Here is an 18,016-nt window from a genome sequence, read left to right as displayed (position 1 = left end):
CCTAGCTGACGACGCGGGCCAGCAGCAGGCCGTCGTAGCCCTTCGTGCCGACCGTCTGGAGGGCCGTCGCGTCGAGGCGCGGTTCCGCGGCGATCAGGTCGAACATCGCGCGGGTCCCGGTGATCGCCGGGTCGTCCGGGTGCGGGGTGGCGACCTGGCCCTCGCGCACCACGTTGTCGACGATGATCACCGTGCCCGGATGGGAGAGCTTCAGCGCCCACGCCACGTAGTGCGGATTGTTGACCTTGTCCGCGTCGATGAAGACCAGGTCGAAGGGGCCCGCGCCCTCCGTCTCCAGCTGGGGCAGGGTGTCCAGGGCCGCGCCCGTGCGGACCTCGACGAGCTTGTCGAGGCCGGCGCGGGCGATGTTGGCGCGGGCCACGTCCGCGTGCGCCGGGGAGTACTCCAGGGTGATCAGCCGCCCGTCGGCGGGCAGCGCGCGGGCCAGCCAGATCGTGCTGTAGCCGCCGAGGGTGCCGATCTCCAGGATGGTCCGCGCGCCCTGGATCGAGGCGAGCAGGTGGAGCAGCTTGCCCTGGTTGGGCGCGACGGCGATCTCCGGCAGGCCCGCCGCCGTGGAGTCGGCGAGCGCCGCCGTGAGCGCCGCGTCGGCGGGGGCGATCGTCTCGGTGAAGTAGTGGTCCACTGCCGTCCACTGAGGGTTCGTCATGCCGAGGAACGTACACCTGGGGCCCCGGCCGGACGCCGCCTTTTCACCCGTACGGCTCGTACGGCGAGCAGCGCGGCCGACAGGAGGCCGCCGCCGGCCGTGAGGAGCCAGACCGGGACGCCGCCCAGGGTCAGCAGCCGGTCGGTGTACTCGATCTCGCGGTACGGCGTGTCGGCGACGGTCCGCAGGTGGTGGTCGTCGTCGATCCGCTCGGGGTGCGGGAAGTGCTGCTCCAGGACGGTCAGGAGGACCGGCCGGTCGCCCGCGAGCTCCGCGACCGCGCCCTCGGGCCGCTCGATCCGGCCGGCGAACGTCACCTCCGGGCGGTCGCCGCCGATGGGGGAGCGGGGCTCCATCCGGTGGTCGGCGAGGACGTAGAGCCCGAGCGTCTGGGGTGTGCGGGCGAGGCGGGAGAGGCGCATGGGGTAGACGAGTTCGGGGGAGGCGAAGGCGATCCGCAGCGGGGTCAGTTCGCCGTAGAGGGTCGCGCCCTGCTCCCGCGGGGCCAGGCGGACGGCGACGTACTCCCATTTCCGTTCGACGTACGGCTGGAGGGCGCCGGTGAGCCGCTCGGGCAGGTCGAAGCCGTTGGTGCGCAGCCAGTCGCCGAGGGCCTCGGGGTCGGTGGCGGTGAGCCGGGCCACGTCGAAGGGGCCGAGCCGTTCGCGTCCGACGACGCCGACGCCGCCTCGGGTGGGTGGGGCGGCGGCGGCCCCGTCGCCGTACGTGGCGTCGAACGGCCAGTCGCCCTCGTGCGGCCAGAAGTGGTACCGGTCGCGCTGCTCGGGCTCGGTGAGCCCGTCGAGTTCGTCGAAGAGCGCGGGGTCGCCGAGTCGGACGTCGGCGCGGCCCGGCACCGGCATGATCCAGGCCGCGCGTGTGGCGTTCCCGTGGACGTTGAAGCGCATGACGACGGTCTCGGTGCGCCCGTCCCAGCGGACGGCCGACTCCTCCCGGTCGACGCCGATGCGCTGGGCCTTGTCCGGGATCATGGCGCCGCAGCCGCAGGCGTACGCCGGTGCGACGAGCGAGCCGAGCTGGAGCGCGAGCAGCGCGATGATGGTGGTCAGGATTCTGCTGTGTGTCCCCCGCATGGGAGCTCAGACGTGGCCGGGGAAGATCCGGTTCCGTGGGGCGGGACATGCGGTCCGGACCTTGAGTTCCGCACGCCGTTGAGCGGGGTCATGTGGTCCGGACCCTGAGTTCCTTCACTCCGTTCAGCCAGGCCGCCCGCAGTCGGCGTGGTTCTCCGGCGAGGGTGAGGTCGGGCAGGGCGTCGGCGATCGCGTTGAAGATCAGCTCGATCTCCTTGATCGCGAGGGACTTGCCGAGGCAGAAGTGGGGTCCGCCGCCGCCGAAGCCGAGGTGGGGATTGGGGTCGCGGGTGATGTCGAAGCGTTCGGGCTCGGTGAAGACCTCGGGGTCGTTGTTGGCGGAGGAGTAGAAGAGGCCGACCCGGTCGCCCTTGCGGATCTCCTGTCCGCCGAGTTCGGTGTCCTGGGTCGCGGTCCGCTGGAAGGAGACGACGGGGGTCGCCCAGCGCACGATCTCCTCGGCGGCGGTGGCGGGCCGCTCGCGCTTGAAGAGTTCCCACTGGTCGGGGTGGGTGAGGAAGGCGTGCATGCCGTGGCTGATGGCGTTGCGGGTGGTCTCGTTCCCGGCGACGGCGAGCAGGAGCACGAAGAAGCCGAACTCGTCGGAGGAGAGGTTCCCTTGGCCCTCGGCGGCGACCAGCTGGCTGACGATGTCGGAGGCGGGGCACTCCTTGCGGGCGGCGGCCATGTTCATCGAGTAGCCGATGAGTTCCATGGCGGCCTCGGCGCCGATCTCCTCGGTGATGGCGTACTCGGGGTCGTCGTACGCGACCATCTTGTTCGACCAGTCGAAGATCCGGGTGCGGTCCTCCTGGGGGACGCCGATGAGTTCGGCGATGGCCTGGAGGGGGAGTTCGACGGCGACGCGGCTGACGAAGTCGAAGGTGCCGTCGGCGTCGGTGTCGCGCTTCGCCTCGGCGACGATGGCCCGGGCGCGGTCGCGCAGGGCGGTCTCCAGGTTCCGGATCGCGCGGGGGGTGAAGCCGCGCTGGACGATCTGGCGGACCCGGGTGTGCTCGGGCGGGTCCATGTTGAGCATGATCAGCTTCTGGACCTCGATCTGGTCGCGGCTGATGTGCTCGTTGAAGCGGATGACGGCGGTGTTCTCGTTCGAGGAGAACAGTTCGGGGTGGGTGGAGACGTACTTGACGTCCGCGTGGCGCGTGACCGCCCAGTACCCGCTGTCCGCGAAGCCGGTGACGCCGGCGGGCTGGGGGCACCACCACACGGGCGCGGTCTGCCGCAGCTCGGCGAACTCCGGGAAGGGGACGCGGTCGCGGAGCAGATCGGGGTCGGTGGCGTCGAACCCCTCGGGGAGCCCCTGGGGGAGATGCCCTTCGGGGAGTCGACCTCCGGGGAGATGGGGGCAGGCCATCGGCAACACTCTCCATATCTGATGGACCATCAGAAGTTGCCGGGAAAGTTAGTAACGAGTTCTACAAGTAGCAAGGGCTGGAACGGGAACTGTTGCGTCCCGAACCCTTGCGTACCGGCGGTAGCAGTCATAAGACTGCACTCAGAACTAGAACGCGTACTAGTTCCCCGTGACGCCGACCGGGCAGGGTGCCGGGACACCCCGTCCGGTCGAGGAGAGGACCAGCTCATGGCCGCGGAACCCGTCATCGTCGAAGCCGTACGCACCCCCATCGGCAAGCGCGGAGGCGCGCTCGCCAACCTCCACCCCGCCTACCTCCTGGGCGAGACCTACCGCGAACTCCTCGGCCGCACCGGCATCCACGCCGACTGCGTCGAGCAGATCGTCGGCGGTACGGTCACCCATGCCGGCGAGCAGTCCATGAACCCGGCGCGCACCGCCTGGCTCACCATGGGCCTGCCCTACGAGACGGCCGCCACCACCGTCGACTGCCAGTGCGGCTCCTCGCAGCAGGCCAGCCACATGGTCGCCAACATGGTCGCGGCGGGCGTCATCGACATCGGGATCTCCTGCGGCGTCGAGGCCATGTCCCGCGTCCCGCTCGGCTCCGGCTCCAAGCACGGCCCCGGCAAACCGTTCCCCGACGAGTGGAACGTCGACCTGCCCAACCAGTTCGAGGCCGCCGAGCGCATCGCCCGCCGCCGCGGACTCACCCGCGAGCGCGTCGACTCCCTCGGCCTGCTCTCCCAGGAACGGGCCGCGGTCGCCTGGTCCGAGGAGCGCTTCAAGCGCGAGACCTTCGCCGTCCAGGTCCCCACCACGGAGGCCGAACAGGCCGCCGGGCAGGGCATGTGGCGGCTCGTCGACCGCGACGAAGGCCTGCGCGACACCACCATGGAGGGCCTGGGCCGCCTCAAGCCCGTCATGCCCACCGCCGTCCACACCGCCGGGAACTCCTCGCAGATCTCCGACGGCGCCTCCGCCATCATGTGGGCCTCCAAGCGCATGGCCCGCGCCCTCAAGCTCCGCCCGCGCGCCAGGATCGTCGCCCAGGCCCTCGTCGGCGCCGACCCGCACTTCCACCTCGACGGGCCGGTCGACGCGACGCGGGCCGTGCTGGGGAAGGCCGGGATGTCGCTCAAGGACATCGACCTCGTCGAGATCAACGAGGCCTTCGCGTCGGTGGTGCTGAGCTGGGCGCAGGTCTTCGACCAGGATCTGGAGAAGGTCAACGTCAACGGCGGCGCCATCGCCCTCGGTCACCCCGTCGGCGCCACCGGCGCCCGGCTCATCGCCACCGCCCTGCACGAGCTGGAACGCACCGACAAGGAGTTCGCGCTCATCACCATGTGCGCGGGCGGGGCGCTCGCGACCGGGACGATCATCCAGCGGCTCTGACCGCGCCCTCGGTGGGGGGCGGAGAGGTGCGCGGCGGCCGAAGGCTCCCGCGCCCGCGCCGCCGCCCGCGTTCTGCACGGGATGCGGAGGTACGAGCTCCTCGGGGGCCGCGAGCGGAAAACGCCGCAGGCCCCGCCCCTCCGTGAGGAGGGCGGGGCCTTGCGGATGCGCGTTGCGGCAGGTGCTTCTTAGTACCAGCCGTTGGCCTGCCAGAACGCCCAGGCGGCGTTCGGGGAGCCGTAGCGCTCGTTCATGTAGTTGAGACCCCACTTGATCTGGGTGGCGGGGTTCGTCTTCCAGTCGGCACCGGCCGAGGACATCTTCGAGGCCGGCAGGGCCTGGACCAGGCCGTAGGCGCCCGAGGACGAGTTGGTGGCGGTGTGGTTCCAGCCGGACTCGTGCTCGACGATCTTGCTGAACGACGCGAACTGCGCCGGCGGGACGATCTGGCGGGCGATCTCCTGCTCCGAGGCGGCCGAGGCCGAACCCGTCGTGCCCAGCACCGCGGCCGACGTGCCGACGAGCACAGCGGCGGAAACAGCGAAGGTCTTCTTGCGGGCGTTGACACGAGTGGCGATCGAGCGGAACAAAACGTCATACCTAACGTCGGGGACAAGGGTCGCGCCGGGCGCTTTCGGCATGCCGGAACCAGAGCCCGGGAGACCCGGGAGCTGGGGGAACCGGCCTGCCGTGGCGCTCTCGGACGAGATGTCCTGAGCACCGGCTGCCTGGCGACGTCCACCAGAGAAGCAGGGCCGGAACGGCTGGGCAAGGACCCCCAGTACGAGGAAGGTTCGGACCCGGGGGGTCGGGAAGGGTGGGCGGGTTGACGACGTTTCCGCAGGTCATGGGCGATTGTGGGGTGATTTGGGGAGGTCTGGCCCTCTACTATTTCGGTTCGTACGTGATGTACGTCCTGTGGGGCGCCTCACCCGGGGAGGCCTCTTCCGGGGCCTCGAATGTGACCTGGGCCTCGAAGTTCGCCCGCCGCGTGGCCCGCCGCAGCGCCCTCAGGAGCGTGCCGCCGACCGTGAGCGTCAGGACGACGGTCAGAGCGGCACGGCCCAGGTCCCAGCCGAGGGAGGTGGCGAGCACGTACGCCACGAAACGGACCAGGTTCTCCTGCACCGGATCCCCGGGCACGAAGGAGATCGCCTGGCCGATGCCGCCGACCGTCACCCAGCCGTAGAGGTTGGTGACCGTGCCGTACGCGAACGCCGCGACGCATCCGTACGCGGACAGCATCAGCAGCTCGGCCCGCCCCCTCAGCCTGTCCGGGCCCGGCAGCAGCCCCGCGCCCATCGCGAACCAGCCCATCGCCAGCATCTGCGTCGGCATCCACGGCCCCACACCGCCCGTGAGCAGCGCCGACGCGAACATCGTCACCGCGCCCAGGACGAAGCCGAAGCCCGGCCCGAGGACCCGGCCGCTCAGCACCATCAGGAAGAACATCGGCTCCAGACCGGCCGTCCCCGCCCCCAGCGGCCGCAGCGCCGCGCCCACCGCGGCGAGCACGCCCAGCATCGCCACCGCCTTCGCGTCCATCCCGCAGTCCGCGATCGTCGCCACGACGACCGCGATGAGGAGGGGGAGGAGCAGGGCGAAGAGCCAGGGGGCGTCCGCCGCGTGGTTCGTGACCGCCGCCGACCCGTCGGCGAAGAGCGGCCAGCCGATCCCGATCAGACCGACGAGGGAGACGAGGAGGAGTGCGGCCACCGAGCGCGGGCCGAGCCGGATGGGGCGTGCCGTCTTCACAGCGCCGCCTCCACCTGTTCGACGCCGGATGGGGCGTGCCGTCTTCGCAGCGCCGTCCCCACCTGTTCGACGCCGGATGGGACGTGCCGTCTTCACAGGGCCGCCTCCACCTGTTCGACCGTGAGCCACGGCTGCGGCGCCAGGATCTTCGCCACCTGCGGCGAGAACGCCGGCGAGGACACCACCACCTCGGCCGTCGGGCCGTCCGCGACCACCTCGCCGTCCGCGACGATCACCACACGGTGCGCCAGCTCCGCCGCCAGCTCCACGTCGTGCGTCGCGAGCACGATCGCGTGCCCGTCCGCCGCGAGGGTCCTCAGGTGGGCCACGAGCCGGGCCTTCGCCGCGTAGTCCAGGCCGCGCGTCGGCTCGTCGAGCAGGAGCAGCGGCGGGCGGCCCGCAAGCACCACGGCCAGCGCGAGCGCCAGCCGCTGGCCCTCGGACAGGTCGCGGGGGTGCGTGTCGTCCGCGACCCCCGGCAGCAGCTCCTCCACCAGGGCCCGGCAGGTCCCCGCCGCCGCGCCCGCGTCCGCGTCGGCCGCCGCGCACTCGGCGGCGACGGTCTCCGCGTACAGCAGGTCCCTCGGCTCCTGCGGCACCAGGCCGACCTGGCGGATCAGCTCGCGGGGGTCGGTGGCGTGCGGGGCCCGGCCCGCGACCCGGACCGTGCCGCCGGTCGGCTCGATCATGCCGACGAGGGTGGAGAGCAGGGTGGACTTGCCGGCGCCGTTGCGGCCCATGAGGGCGACGGTCTCGCCGGCTTCGACCTGGAGGTCGATGCGGCGGAGGGCCTCTACGCGGGCGCGGCGGACGGCGAGACGCTCGGTGAGGACCAGGGGGGTGGCGGGTTCGGGGGCGGTGACCTGGGTGCGGCGCCGTCGGAAGAGGGAGAAGCCCCCACTGCTCCCCTTCCCGAAACCGGGGCTCCGCCCCGGATCCCGTACGGCCTCCGGCCGTGTCCTCAAACGCCGGACGGGCTGGATTTCCCGTCCCTCCAGCCGCTCCTTCAGGCCCCCCGCCCTCCGCCGCGCATCCCGCACCGTCAGCGGCAGCGGATCCCAGCCCGCCAGGCGGCCGAGCGCCACCACCGGCGGGTGGACCGGCGAGATCGCCATGATGTCGGCGGGGGAGCCCATCACACCCTCCGGAAGGAGGAGGACCTGGTCCGCGTACTGGACGACCCGCTCCAGACGGTGCTCCGCGAGGAGGACCGTCGTGCCGAGGTCGTGGACCAGGCGCTGGAGGACCGCGAGGACGTCCTCCGCCGCCGAGGGGTCGAGGGCGGAGGTCGGTTCGTCGAGGACGAGGACCTTGGGGTGCGGGGTCAGGACGGAGCCGATCGCGACCCGCTGCCGCTGGCCGCCGGAGAGCGTGGCGATCGGGCGGTCGCGGAGCTCCGCGAGGCCCAGGAGGTCCAGGGTCTCCTCGACCCGGCGGCGCATCACGCCGGGCGCGAGCCCCAGGGACTCCATGCCGTACGCGAGCTCGTCCTCGACCGTGTCGGTGACGAAGTGCGCGGAGGGGTCCTGCCCCACCGTGCCCACCAGGTCGGCGAGCTCGCGCGGCGGATGCGTGCGGGTGTCGCGGCCGTCGACCGTCACCCGCCCGGTCAGCGTGCCGCCCGTGAAGTGGGGGACGAGGCCCGAGACCGCGCCCAGGAGGGTTGATTTGCCGACGCCCGAAGGGCCCACGAGGAGCACCAGCTCGCCCTCGGGGACGGTGAGGTTCACGTTCCGCAGGGTCGGCTCGGCGTCGTCCTCGTACCTCATCGAGACGTTCTCGAAGCGGATCACACGTTCTCCTTGGATACGGGTACGGGCGCCACGAACGCCGGCACCAGGCCCACCAGGACCGACACCGCCGGCCACAGCGGCAGCTCCGGCGCCGTCAGCGGGACGACCCCCGGGTGCAGCGCCTCAGGGGCGTACGCGTTCGCCCAGATCATCAGGACCGCGACCGCCACCCCGGAGCCCGCGACCAGCCAGGCCCGCGCCCCCCAGCGGTCGGGCCGGTAGCGGGTACGGACGGTCCTGCGGCCGCCGAGCCGGAGCCCTGCCATCGCGGCGAGGAGCCCCGCGCCGAGCAGCGGAAGCCCGTACCCCGAGCCCTCCGCCGCGAGCAGCCCGTACGAGCCGGCGCACACGCCGAGGAGCCCGCCCAGGGTCAGGACGTTCGTGGTGCGCCGTACCGCCGCCGGGACCCGCGCCGTCCGCCCGTACCCGCGCGCGTCCATCGACGCGGCGACCGCGATCGACCGCTCCAGGGCCCCCTCCAGGACCGGCAGGCCGATCTGGAGCACCGCCCGCACCCCGCCCGTGGGCCGGCCGCGCAGCCGGCGGGCGGTCCGCAGCCGGGCCACGTCGGCGACCATGTTCGGCGCGAACGTCATCGCCACGACGACGGCGACCCCCGCCTCGTACAGCGCGCCCGGCAGCGACTTCAGCAGCCGCGCCGGGTTGGCGAGCGCGTTCGCGGCGCCCACGCAGATCAGCAGGGTCGCCAGCTTGGCCCCGTCGTACAGCGCGAACACCAGCTGCTCGGCCGTCACCCGGCCCCCGATCCGTACCCCTTGCGCCCAGTCGGGCAGCGGCACCTCGGGGAGCGTGAACAGCGTGTACGTACCGGGGATGGGGGAGCCGAGGAGCAGCGAGAACACCACCCGCAGCGCCACCACGAACAGGCCGAGCTTCACGAACGCGCCGTACGAGCGGGCCCAGGGCGCCTCCGTGCGCCGGGCCGCCACCACATAACCGGCCACCCCGACGAGCAGCCCGAGCAGCAGCGGGTTCGTGGTCCGGGAGGCGGCGACGGCCAGGCCGAGCGCCCACAGCCACCACGCGCCCGCGTGCAGGGCGTTGGCCCGGTTCGCCTCGGGGGCCACCAGGACACGGAGGCCACGGGCCGGACTCGCGCCACTCATCGGCGCCGGCGGGCCTTCCAGATCGCCGCCCCGCCGAGGGCCAGGACGGCCGCCCCGCCGGCGAGCACGCCGAAGGACGGGCCGCCGCCTTCGGAGGCCGCCTTCGCCTTCGGAGCGGTGGGTGCGGCGGACGGCTTCTCCGCGGCCCGCTCGTTCTCCGTGACCTGCTCGCCGCAGCCCCGCGCCGGGTAGCCCGCGATCCCGCACAGCATCGCCGCGCTGTCGTACCGCAGCGGCTTCGCCACCGCGGCCAGCGCCTCCGCGCCCGTCGCGTCCTCGCGGACCTGCGCACAGCCGACCTTGATCGGCTTCTCCGGCGGGGTCTCCCCGGGCGGCGCGTCCAGCGGACCGCCGAAGTCGACGACGACCGCGATCCGCTTCGTGCCGTCCTTCTTCTCCACTCCCTCGCAGATCCCCGAGAAGTCGGGGGTGACGGAGGGCTGGGACGTGTCGTCCGTGCCGTTGCTGATCGCGAACCGGAAACCGAGGGCGTCGCCGTCGGCGGGCCGGGCGGTCGCCGGGCCCTGCGTGGCGTACGTCCACGGCTTCCCGACGGCGCTCTCCCAGAACGACCAGTAGCGGTAACCGGCCGCCTGCGCGGGGGTCGCCGCGACCGCGGTCAGGGTGAGGAGCGCCCCGGCCGCGGCGCCGGCCGCCCTTGTCGCCGCGCTCACTTCTTGCGGCCGCTCACGAGGAAGCCGATGGCCACGGCGAGGAGCGTGCCGATGCCGATGATCCACCAGACGTCGAAGCCGGACTCGTCGTCGGTCGAGGAGGCCGAGGTGTCCCGGGCCTTCGGCGCGGGGCCGCTGGCGTTGAGCTGCTCGACCAGGTCCACCGTGCCGAACCTGCGCGGGTCGGTCTCCGTCGAGCGGGCCGCCAGGATCAGCTGCGCGTACGCGGCCGGGCCGCCCTCCTTCGCCCAGGCGGCCGCGTTCTTCTCCAGCCACGTCAGGGCCGGCTCGGCCTCCTTGGTGGCACCGGCGGCGGCGAGCGCGACGACCGCGTCGGCGGTGTTGCCGAAGTCGGGCTGCTCGGTGGTGTCGGTGGCGCCCGGCATCGGCGGCAGGGTGAGGTGGCCGGTCTTCGCGAGCGCCTTCGACAGGTAGGAGGCGCCGTTCAGCGCGGCCCGCTCGACGGTCCGCTTCGACAGGTCGGCGCAGACCGGCTGCTGCTGGGGGGAGGCCTTGGTGGCGACGACGCTCTTGCCGAGCCCGGCGAGGGTCGCCGCCGCGGTGGCGTCGGCGTTGGCGAGGAGCTTGCCCGTCTTGTCCGGCTGGTACGCGAACGCTCCCGCGCCCTCCTTGTCCGAGCACGGCAGGGCGAACGTCAGGAGCGCGTCGTACGGGCTGCGGCCCTCGGCGGAGGTGAACGAACCCGGCCGCACGCCGATCGCGGCGAGCGCGCCGACCACGACCGAGGTGGAGTTGGCGTCGCTCGCGCCGCCGACGCCGTAGCCCCAGCCGCCGTCCCTGTTCTGCACGGTCCGCAGCCAGTCCGAACCGGTCTTGACGGCCTTGTCGATCGCGCTCGGGGCGGCGGCCTGGCCGCGCACGGCGCGGAGCGCCTGGACGGCGACGGCGGTGGCGTTGGTGTCCCGCATCGTCTTCGCGTCACAGGGCTTCGACACGTCCGCGCGGTACGAGGCGAACGAGCCGTCCTCGCACTGCTGGCCCAGGAGCCAGCTCACGGCCCGGTCGGCGGGCTGGAAGCCGGTGCCGCGCTGGGCGAGGAAGGCGAGCGACTGACGCCAGACACCGTCGTACGTCGGGTCCTTCGTGCCGTACAGGCCGGCCGGGAGGGTGACGGTCGAGGGGGTCGGTGACGGCGCGGCGGCGGCCGGGAAGGCCGCTCCGGTGCCGAGCACGACTGCGACGGCGGCGAGCGCGGCGGCGCCGCGGCGGACGGTGTTCATGGGGCCCTCTCCTGCGGCCGGAAACCGGCACGCCTCGGGGCACCAGGCTCCGGCTCCGTATTCCTCGACGGTGCCGGCGGTCACGTCCCGGGCGGGGCATTCCGACTCGCCGGTCTCGGGAGAGACGGCTCACGGTTGCAAGGTCAGCGCCGGTTTCGCACCGGCTTCCCCCCGTACGGGCATGATGACGACGGGCCCACTCTACCGGCCCGTATCCCCGCCGTTCCGGGGGTGCGAGGGGTCTCACAGCGGGTGGGGGAGAAGGCCGCCGGGTCATGGACCGCTGTGCCGTGCTGACGCCGCCACGACAACAGGTACACCTCCCATCGCCGCCATCGCCGTCATCGCCGTCACCGCCGTCCGCCCGGCGAAGGCCTGAAGCCTCACACGGTGACGTACGTGACGGGGTCCGTGCCCGGCACCGCTTCCGCACGTCCGAGCTTCACCAGGCGGCGGACGTGGGCCTCGGCCTCGCTGACGGCGATGTTGCGGGAGCCGTACGGGATCTGCTCCCAGGGGCGGTTCCACTCCATGCGCTCGGCGAGCTGCCAGGGCGTGAGCGGGGTGGCGAGGAGAGCGAGGAGGCCGGTGAGGCGTTCCTCGTGGTGGTCGAGGAGTTCGCGGACGCGGCCGGCGGCGTCGGTGAAGGCGTGCTGGTGGGCGGGGAGGACCTCGGCGACGCCGAGGCGGCCGATCCGTTCGAGCGAGTCGAGGTAGTCCCCGAGGGGGTCGGTCTCGGATGGGGATCCCCCCTGCTCGAACGAGGTCGAGAGCTTGGGGGAGTCGTCGGGGTCCTCGTACAGGCCGATGTGCGGGGAGATCCCGGGCAGCAGGTGGTCGCCGGAGAAGAGCCGGCCGTGACCGGGCAGCCCGGAGGGGTGCTCCTCCTCCAGGTGGAGGCAGACGTGTCCGGGGGTGTGGCCGGGGGTCCAGATGGCGCGCAGCCGGCGTCCGGCGAGGTCGAGGAGTTCGCCGGGGACGATCTCGCGGTCGGGGAGGGCCGAGCGGAGGCCGGGCAGGGTCAGCATGCGGCCGGCGGCGCGGGCGGCGCGGAGCGGGGCGATGTGGTCCTCGGGGGCGCCGACGGCTGTGAGCTTGCGGGCGAGGTAGTCGAACCAGGTGCCGGGTTCGGACGCGCGGGTGCGTCGGACGACGGCCGCGTCGGCGGCGTGCATGGCGATCCACGCGCCGGACTCCTCCCGGACCCGGCCGGAGAGCCCGTGGTGGTCGGGGTGGTGGTGGGTGATGACGACGCCGTGGATCTCCCGTACGGACAGACCCAGCGCGTCGAGCCCGCCGGTGAGTTCGTCCCAGGAGGCCGGGTCGTCCCAGCCGGTGTCGACGAGGACCGGGCCGCGGTCGGTGTCGAGGACGTGGACCAGGGTGTGGCCCAGCGGATTGTCCGGGATGGGCACCCGCAGGGACCAGACGCCACCGCCGTGCTCGGTCACCTGGGTCATGAGCGTCCTCGTCTCTGCGTCCGAAACTGACTACCCGTCAGAGTAGCTCGTGAGGCGGAGACTTCCACCTGCCGGAACAGGTGGACGCAGGCCCGTGCAATTTGGCATGGCCATGATCTAGTGGGTGGTAGCGTCTGCCTGTTTGATCATGGATCCGGCCAGGTAGGCCGCATGGAAAGGCTTCAAGTGAACAGTTTCGCCAGAAGAGTTCTGGTTGCCGTGACGGTCGTGCCCGCGCTGGTCCTGGGGATGGCCGGCTCGGCATCCGCGGACGGCTGGGTGACCTGGCAGAACAAGAAGACGAGCAACTGGCTGATCTTCGGCATCTCGCAGAACTCCGGCCAGGTCAAGGGGGGCCAGCCGGGAACGGCGTGGGAGTACCAGTGGTGGGAGATCGAGAACAGCGACACCAGCTGGAACATGACCAGCGGCACGATCAACATGGACAACACGGGTACGTGCCTGACGGGGTACTACCGGCAGGTGTACACCGAGCACTGCTGGCAGTACCGCGACAACACGAACTGGTGGCAGCGGTGGTACGAGATCCCGACCGGCACGGGTTGGAAGCTGGTGAACCGGCAGACCGGCTACGTCCTCGACGATGACGGAAACGGCGGCATCTACGCCAACGAGACGGACTGGAACAACCTCAACCAGCGCTGGAAGTAGCAGGGGGAAGGCGCCCGCCGAAGGACTCGGCGGGTGCCTTTCGCGTTCTGCCGAAAGCGGCGTCGCCGCCGCGGGTGCCGCGGCGGGTGTTCAGCCGCCGGAGGCGAGGATCTTCTCGGCGGCCGCCACCTTCTGCTTCTGGGTGCGCTCGGCCTGCTCCAGCTCGTCGGCTCGCCGGTCCATGAGCTGCCGTTCGTAGGCGGCGGAGACCAGTGTCGCGGTCTGGAGGAGGCGAGTGCGGCGTTTGCACGTGATGTCGGTGACGGCGGCCTTGATCTCGGCCGGTGAGGGCGGGGGCAGGGTCGCGCCCGGAGGGACGGGGAGGCCGCGGCCGAGGAGGGTCTTGTCGCGTCCGGGTGCCAGCGGGTGGGCGTACTCGTAGCCGGATTCGCTCATGCAGGCGCTCCACCTGGCGATGGCGGCCTTGACCCGGCTGTCGCGATAGGTGGAGGCCAGGGATGCGGACTTGAGCTCCTGGATCAGGATGAACATGGTCTTCGGGTCCTGGCCGCCGAGCTCGGTGCGCGCCTTGCCCTCGCATCCGTCGTTGCGTTCCTTCGGATCGCCGAAGTAGGCCCGCTCCGCTGCCGGGTCGATGGTCTCCCGCACCGAGGGGGACTTCTTGGCGGGTGGCGTCGACGGGAAGGGCTCGCGGTATCCGTAGGTCTTGGCGTTCTCCATGTCGATCAGGCCGTAGAGCAGGTAAGGAGGGGGGGCCTGCGGGCCGCGGGTCATCAGGAGGGGGCGGGGGATCTCCAGCCCCTTGCTGCGCATGCATCTACTCGCGAGGACGTTCTCGGCGAGGACGACGGTGGTTTCGTCGTCCGCCGATACGTAGGCGTCCAGCGGCAGCGTGACCGAGCCGTCGGGCCGGACGACCGCGCCGCCGCCCTTGAAGTCGACGGGCCGGGACTCGTCACCCGCGGTCTCTTCGACGAGGGGCGGAATCGGCGGTTCGGGCATCGTGGCTCGTCCCGGCGCGGAGGGAGTCCCCGTCGGGGCGCTGCCCGGGTTCGCCGAGCTGCATCCGCCGATCGACGCGGCGGCCATCAACATCACACCAGCCGCCCACAGCGGCCTGCGCGTACGTATTGCTCTCATGTCCTGACATCGGTTGGGCTGGCCTGTCGGATGATCAAGCCGGCTGATGCTAGCACCGGGTGTTGTCATGCCCATTCCGTTCGGCGGGCCGGGTATGGCCAAGTGCAACTAGAACTGGTATCAGTTCTGAAACACCGTCAGGAACGCCGTCGGGAACATCGCAAGCGACATCGTCGGGAACTCAGGGGCAATCCCCTCTCCTCGGGAGGCAGCGGTCATGACCGAGCTTGTGGAGCACGGAAAGCTGTTCATCGGCGGGGAGTTGACCGACCCGCACGGCCGAGCGGTCATCGAGGTGATCTCCCCGCACACCGAGCAGGTCATCGGCCGTGTCCCGCACGCCTCCGAGGTCGATGTCGACCGGGCCGTCGCCGTCGCCCGCCGGGCCTTCGACGAAGGGCCCTGGCCGCGGATGACGGTCGAGGAGCGGATCGCCGTCGTCACCCGCATCAAGGACGCGATCGCCGTCCGGTACGAGGAGATCGGCCGCTGCATCAGCGCGCAGAACGGTTCCCCGTACTCCTGGTCCGTCCTCGCCCAGGCGCTCGGCGCGATGATGGTCTGGGACGCGGCGATCACCGTCGCCCGGGACTTCCCGTACGAGGAGCGGCGCGGCGGCGTCCTCGGACCGCTGCTCGTGCGGCGCGAGCCGGTCGGTGTCGTCGCGGCCGTCGTCCCCTGGAACGTGCCGCAGTTCACCGCCGCCGCCAAGCTGGGGCCCGCGCTGCTCGCCGGCTGCACGGTGGTCCTCAAGCCCTCGCCGGAGTCGCCCCTCGACTCGTACATCCTCGGCGAGATCGCGGCGGAGGCCGGGCTCCCGGAGGGAGTCCTGTCGATCCTGCCCGCCGACCGCGAGGTCAGCGAGTACCTCGTCGGGCACCCCGGTGTCGACAAGGTGTCCTTCACCGGCTCGGTCGCCGCCGGCAAGCGGGTCATGGAGGTCGCCTCCCGCAACCTCACCCGCGTCACCCTCGAACTCGGCGGCAAGTCCGCGGCCGTGATCCTGCCGGACGCCGACCTGGAGACCGCCGTCGCCGGGATCGTCCCGGCCGCCTGGATGAACAACGGGCAGGCGTGCGTGGCCCAGACCCGGATCCTCGCGCCCCGCGCGCGGCACGAGGAGATCGCCGAGGCCTTCGCGACGGCGGCCGGCGCGCTCGTCGTCGGCGACCCGCTCGACCCCGCCACCCAGGTCGGCCCGCTCGTCGCCCGGCGCCAGCAGCAGCGCTCCCTCGACTACATCGGGATCGGCCAGGCGGAGGGCGCGAAGCTCCTCACCGGCGGCGGCCGCCCGGAGGGCCTCGACCGCGGCTGGTACGTCGAGCCGACCCTCTTCGGCGACGTCGACAACTCCATGCGGATCGCCCGCGAGGAGATCTTCGGCCCGGTCATCTGCCTCCTGCCGTACGGGGACGAGGCCGAGGCCCTGCGGATCGCGAACGACTCCGACTTCGGCCTGTCCGGCAGCGTCTGGACCGGTGACGTGGAGCACGGCATCGACTTCGCCCGCCGGGTCCGCACCGGCACCTTCAACGTCAACACCTTCAGCCTCGACATGCTCGGCCCCTTCGGCGGCTACAAGAACTCCGGTGTGGGGCGGGAGTTCGGCCCCGAGGGCTTCGGCGAGTACCTGGAGCACAAGATGATCCACCTGCCGACCGGATACGGGGACGCGTGATGGGCGACCGCTGGCACGTCGAGGTCGACCGGAGCGTCTGCATCGGCTCCGGCATGTGCGTCAACCACGCCCCCGGCGGCTTCCGCCTCGACACGGCCCGCCAGTCCCACCCGGTGGAGCCGGAGGCGGACGCCGGCGAACGCCTCCTCGCGGCGGCGGAGGGCTGCCCGGTGGAGGCGATCCTGATCACCCTGGCGGACGGAGGCGAGCCCGTGTTCCCGCCGGAGGAGTGACGGGGAGTGGTCCAGGGGGAGCACTGTCGTTCCCTTGTGCAAAACTGTGCCCCTTGGTACGGGGGCAAGAGGCCTTCGTGTGCGCTGATTTGGGAGTGTTGTGCGCAAGGCGAAGATGGTGGCCGCGGCCGCCGGTGTTGTTCTGCTGGTCGCGGGCTGTGGCAGCGAGGGCGGTGCCGACAAGGGCGGTTCGTCCTCGGCCGGTTCCTCCTCGGCCGGTTCGGCCGCCACGGGCGGTGCCGGTGCGGGTGGTTCGAGCGACAAGCTGGACGCGGCCGCGGTCACCAAGGAGTTGACGGACGCGGCGACGGAGGCCGGCTTCACGCAGGACTCCTCCGGCGAGCAGATCCCGGCCGAGGCCAAGGACTGCATGGTCAGCTGGACGGCCGACGCCGAGAAGGCCGCCGACCCGGCCAAGTCGTACGGGGCCACGGTCGCGACCCTGACCGGGACCGGCTGGACCGAGGAGCGGAGCTCCGGGGCGGGCGGCTCGGTGATCAAGTCGCTGTCGAAGAGCAGCTGGAAGCTCCAGGCCAGCAACCACTCGGCGGGCCCGCTGAAGCTGGTGATGTTCGTGGCCGTCGACAGCAGCCCGGAGTGCGCGGCGGTCCTCGCCAAGAGCAACGCCAAGGCGCAGCCGGGCTCCTGACCCCGCACCGCCCGCGCCCGCGGCAGGCGAACGAACCTGCCGCCGGGCGCGGAGTGGCCGGCCATGCGTGTCGACGCGGGATTCAGGCGTGACGGCTGAACAGGGATTCCATGGCCTGAGAGCGGCGCCTCCGGCGCCTCGGTACGACGCCTGGCCCCGGCGCTTCGGTGCGGCGCCTCCGGCGCCTCGGTACGACGCCTGGCCCCGGCGCCTCGGTGCGGCGCCTCCGGCGCCTCGGTGCGACGCCTGGCCCCGGCGCCTCAGTGCGGCGCCTCCGACGCCTCCCGCGCCGTCAGGTCGATCAGGCGGCAGACCGTCTCGATGTCGATCTTCACCTGTGCGATCGAGGCGCGTCCGGACAGCCAGGTGATCAGCGCCGAGTGCCAGGTGTGCTCGATCACCCGGACCGCCGAGAGCTGGCCCGGGGTCGGGTGCTCCGCCCCCATCGCGTCCAGGATGATCGCCGTCGTCAGCCGGGAGACCGTGTCGACCTCGGGGCTCACGCTGCGGTCCGCGAAGGTCAGCGCCCGCACCATCGCGTCGGCGAGCTGCGGCTCCCGCTGGAGCGCGCGGAAGGCGCGCATCAGCGTCTCCGCGACCCGCTGCGCCGGGTCCGCGCCGGCGGGCGGCCGCTTCCGCAGCGTGGTGTGCATGTGCTGGAGCTGGTCCTGCATGGTCGCCACCAGCAGGTGGATCTTGGAGGGGAAGTACCGGTAGAGGGTGCCGAGGGCGACCCCGGCCGCCTCGGCGACCTCACGCATCTGCACGGCGTCGAAGCCGCCCCTGGCGGCGAGCTGGGCGCTGGCGTTCAGGATGCGGCGGCGCCGCGCCTCCTGGCGTTCCGTGAGGGGCGGTGACGCTGCTCTGTGGTCCGCTCTGTCGACTGCGGTCATGTGGTCCCGTTCCGTGCGTCTTCCGTGCGGTGGGGAGCGACAGTATGGCGGCACGCCCGCCGTGGCGCGAATCACCTGTTCCGGCTCTCGCGACGGAGCTACCTGCCGGTAGATTCTGTGCTCCTTGAAGGATCAAGAACGCTCAAGTCTGTAACTTGTTCTAGATTAGCGCGAACGGTTACGCTCCGGCGAAACGTACGCTC

General features: G+C 72.0%; 17 protein-coding genes and 1 riboswitch. Of the genes, 5 read left to right on the top strand and 12 right to left on the bottom strand.

All coding sequences use genetic code 11. From position 1 onward, the window contains the following. Position 1: 1 nt before the first annotated feature. The 3 genes from ACZ7HT_RS00860 to ACZ7HT_RS00850 form a co-directional block, all read right to left on the bottom strand. Complete coding sequence (locus tag ACZ7HT_RS00860; protein WP_471158347.1) at positions 2–670, bottom strand: O-methyltransferase; 669 nt, start codon at positions 668–670, stop codon at positions 2–4. Further along, the gene (locus ACZ7HT_RS00855; RefSeq protein ID WP_471158346.1) at positions 667–1,764 is read right to left on the bottom strand and encodes a DUF2330 domain-containing protein; all 1,098 of its coding nucleotides are present in this window, start codon (positions 1,762–1,764) and stop codon (positions 667–669) included. The genes ACZ7HT_RS00860 and ACZ7HT_RS00855 overlap by 4 nt, the downstream gene beginning before the upstream one ends. Before the next feature lie 88 nt (positions 1,765–1,852). Then, a complete protein-coding gene (locus ACZ7HT_RS00850; protein WP_471158345.1) occupies positions 1,853–3,139 on the bottom strand; it encodes a cytochrome P450 in 1,287 nt (428 codons plus the stop codon). Between the two features lie 228 nt (positions 3,140–3,367). Here ACZ7HT_RS00850 and ACZ7HT_RS00845 point away from each other — a divergent pair, with 228 nt between their 5' ends. Then, complete coding sequence (locus ACZ7HT_RS00845; RefSeq protein WP_471158343.1) at positions 3,368–4,537, top strand: steroid 3-ketoacyl-CoA thiolase; 1,170 nt, start codon at positions 3,368–3,370, stop codon at positions 4,535–4,537. Between the two features lie 188 nt (positions 4,538–4,725). Here the strand turns inward: ACZ7HT_RS00845 and ACZ7HT_RS00840 are convergent, their stop codons facing one another. The 7 genes from ACZ7HT_RS00840 to ACZ7HT_RS00810 form a co-directional block, all read right to left on the bottom strand. After that, the gene (locus tag ACZ7HT_RS00840; RefSeq protein WP_471159018.1) at positions 4,726–5,127 is read right to left on the bottom strand and encodes an aggregation-promoting factor C-terminal-like domain-containing protein; all 402 of its coding nucleotides are present in this window, start codon (positions 5,125–5,127) and stop codon (positions 4,726–4,728) included. A gap of 298 nt (positions 5,128–5,425) precedes the next feature. Next, the gene (locus ACZ7HT_RS00835) at positions 5,426–6,322 is read right to left on the bottom strand and encodes an ECF transporter S component (RefSeq protein ID WP_471159016.1); all 897 of its coding nucleotides are present in this window, start codon (positions 6,320–6,322) and stop codon (positions 5,426–5,428) included. 62 nt (positions 6,323–6,384) lie between these two features. Next, positions 6,385–8,085 (bottom strand): ABC transporter ATP-binding protein, encoded by a 1,701-nt coding sequence (locus ACZ7HT_RS00830; RefSeq protein WP_471158341.1) that lies wholly within the window; start codon positions 8,083–8,085, stop codon positions 6,385–6,387. Further along, entirely contained in the window at positions 8,082–9,212 is a 1,131-nt protein-coding gene (locus tag ACZ7HT_RS00825) for an energy-coupling factor transporter transmembrane component T family protein (RefSeq protein WP_471158339.1), read from the bottom strand. The genes ACZ7HT_RS00830 and ACZ7HT_RS00825 overlap by 4 nt, the downstream gene beginning before the upstream one ends. Then, positions 9,209–9,886: an SCO2322 family protein gene (locus tag ACZ7HT_RS00820; protein WP_471158337.1), complete on the bottom strand. Its 678-nt coding sequence runs from the start codon at positions 9,884–9,886 to the stop codon at positions 9,209–9,211. Before ACZ7HT_RS00820 ends, ACZ7HT_RS00825 begins: the two co-directional genes overlap by 4 nt. Further along, on the bottom strand, positions 9,883–11,127 hold the full coding sequence (locus ACZ7HT_RS00815; RefSeq protein ID WP_471158335.1) for a prenyltransferase/squalene oxidase repeat-containing protein: 1,245 nt from the start codon (positions 11,125–11,127) through the stop codon (positions 9,883–9,885). The genes ACZ7HT_RS00820 and ACZ7HT_RS00815 overlap by 4 nt, the downstream gene beginning before the upstream one ends. Positions 11,128–11,221: 94 nt before the next feature. Then, a riboswitch (cobalamin riboswitch) is annotated at positions 11,222–11,298 on the bottom strand. 212 nt (positions 11,299–11,510) lie between these two features. After that, complete coding sequence (locus ACZ7HT_RS00810) at positions 11,511–12,587, bottom strand: MBL fold metallo-hydrolase (RefSeq protein ID WP_471158333.1); 1,077 nt, start codon at positions 12,585–12,587, stop codon at positions 11,511–11,513. A 219-nt stretch (positions 12,588–12,806) separates the two neighbouring features. Here ACZ7HT_RS00810 and ACZ7HT_RS00805 point away from each other — a divergent pair, with 219 nt between their 5' ends. Continuing rightward, positions 12,807–13,259 carry a hypothetical protein gene (locus tag ACZ7HT_RS00805; protein WP_471158331.1) on the top strand — a complete coding sequence of 151 codons (453 nt, stop codon included), beginning with the start codon at positions 12,807–12,809 and terminating at the stop codon, positions 13,257–13,259. Between the two features lie 90 nt (positions 13,260–13,349). On the opposite strand, the gene ACZ7HT_RS00800 is transcribed toward ACZ7HT_RS00805, so the two are convergent. Then, positions 13,350–14,222: a hypothetical protein gene (locus ACZ7HT_RS00800; protein ID WP_471158329.1), complete on the bottom strand. Its 873-nt coding sequence runs from the start codon at positions 14,220–14,222 to the stop codon at positions 13,350–13,352. A gap of 355 nt (positions 14,223–14,577) precedes the next feature. Between ACZ7HT_RS00800 and ACZ7HT_RS00795 the strand changes: the two genes are divergently transcribed. From ACZ7HT_RS00795 to ACZ7HT_RS00785, 3 genes are all read left to right on the top strand, one after another. Further along, entirely contained in the window at positions 14,578–16,038 is a 1,461-nt protein-coding gene (locus ACZ7HT_RS00795) for an aldehyde dehydrogenase (RefSeq protein WP_471158328.1), read from the top strand. Continuing rightward, positions 16,038–16,271 carry a ferredoxin gene (locus tag ACZ7HT_RS00790; protein WP_189802039.1) on the top strand — a complete coding sequence of 78 codons (234 nt, stop codon included), beginning with the start codon at positions 16,038–16,040 and terminating at the stop codon, positions 16,269–16,271. Before ACZ7HT_RS00795 ends, ACZ7HT_RS00790 begins: the two co-directional genes overlap by 1 nt. 100 nt (positions 16,272–16,371) lie before the next feature. Beyond that, positions 16,372–16,920: a hypothetical protein gene (locus tag ACZ7HT_RS00785; protein ID WP_471158325.1), complete on the top strand. Its 549-nt coding sequence runs from the start codon at positions 16,372–16,374 to the stop codon at positions 16,918–16,920. Between the two features lie 260 nt (positions 16,921–17,180). Here ACZ7HT_RS00785 and ACZ7HT_RS00780 read toward each other — a convergent pair whose 3' ends face one another. Continuing rightward, positions 17,181–17,813 carry a TetR family transcriptional regulator gene (locus ACZ7HT_RS00780; RefSeq protein ID WP_471158323.1) on the bottom strand — a complete coding sequence of 211 codons (633 nt, stop codon included), beginning with the start codon at positions 17,811–17,813 and terminating at the stop codon, positions 17,181–17,183. Positions 17,814–18,016: the final 203 nt, after the last annotated feature.

The sequence above is a fragment of the Streptomyces sp. NPDC037410 genome (assembly GCF_055602235.1).
The sequence above is the reverse complement of the archived record's forward strand: the minus strand, read 5'-3'. Positions and strand labels throughout refer to the sequence as shown.

What these genes read in the sequence shown, in the direction of transcription:
- ACZ7HT_RS00780 (WP_471158323.1), bottom strand. Translation starts at nt 17,813, where the DNA reads ATGACCGCAGTCGACAGAGCGGACCACAGAGCAGCGTCACCGCCCCTC.
- ACZ7HT_RS00800 (WP_471158329.1), bottom strand. Translation starts at nt 14,222, where the DNA reads ATGCCCGAACCGCCGATTCCGCCCCTCGTCGAAGAGACCGCGGGTGAC.
- ACZ7HT_RS00815 (WP_471158335.1), bottom strand. Translation starts at nt 11,127, where the DNA reads ATGAACACCGTCCGCCGCGGCGCCGCCGCGCTCGCCGCCGTCGCAGTC.
- ACZ7HT_RS00860 (WP_471158347.1), bottom strand. Translation starts at nt 670, where the DNA reads ATGACGAACCCTCAGTGGACGGCAGTGGACCACTACTTCACCGAGACG.
- ACZ7HT_RS00845 (WP_471158343.1), top strand. Translation starts at nt 3,368, where the DNA reads ATGGCCGCGGAACCCGTCATCGTCGAAGCCGTACGCACCCCCATCGGC.
- ACZ7HT_RS00790 (WP_189802039.1), top strand. Translation starts at nt 16,038, where the DNA reads ATGGGCGACCGCTGGCACGTCGAGGTCGACCGGAGCGTCTGCATCGGC.
- ACZ7HT_RS00825 (WP_471158339.1), bottom strand. Translation starts at nt 9,212, where the DNA reads ATGAGTGGCGCGAGTCCGGCCCGTGGCCTCCGTGTCCTGGTGGCCCCC.
- ACZ7HT_RS00850 (WP_471158345.1), bottom strand. Translation starts at nt 3,139, where the DNA reads ATGGCCTGCCCCCATCTCCCCGGAGGTCGACTCCCCGAAGGGCATCTC.
- ACZ7HT_RS00795 (WP_471158328.1), top strand. Translation starts at nt 14,578, where the DNA reads ATGACCGAGCTTGTGGAGCACGGAAAGCTGTTCATCGGCGGGGAGTTG.
- ACZ7HT_RS00810 (WP_471158333.1), bottom strand. Translation starts at nt 12,587, where the DNA reads ATGACCCAGGTGACCGAGCACGGCGGTGGCGTCTGGTCCCTGCGGGTG.
- ACZ7HT_RS00855 (WP_471158346.1), bottom strand. Translation starts at nt 1,764, where the DNA reads ATGCGGGGGACACACAGCAGAATCCTGACCACCATCATCGCGCTGCTC.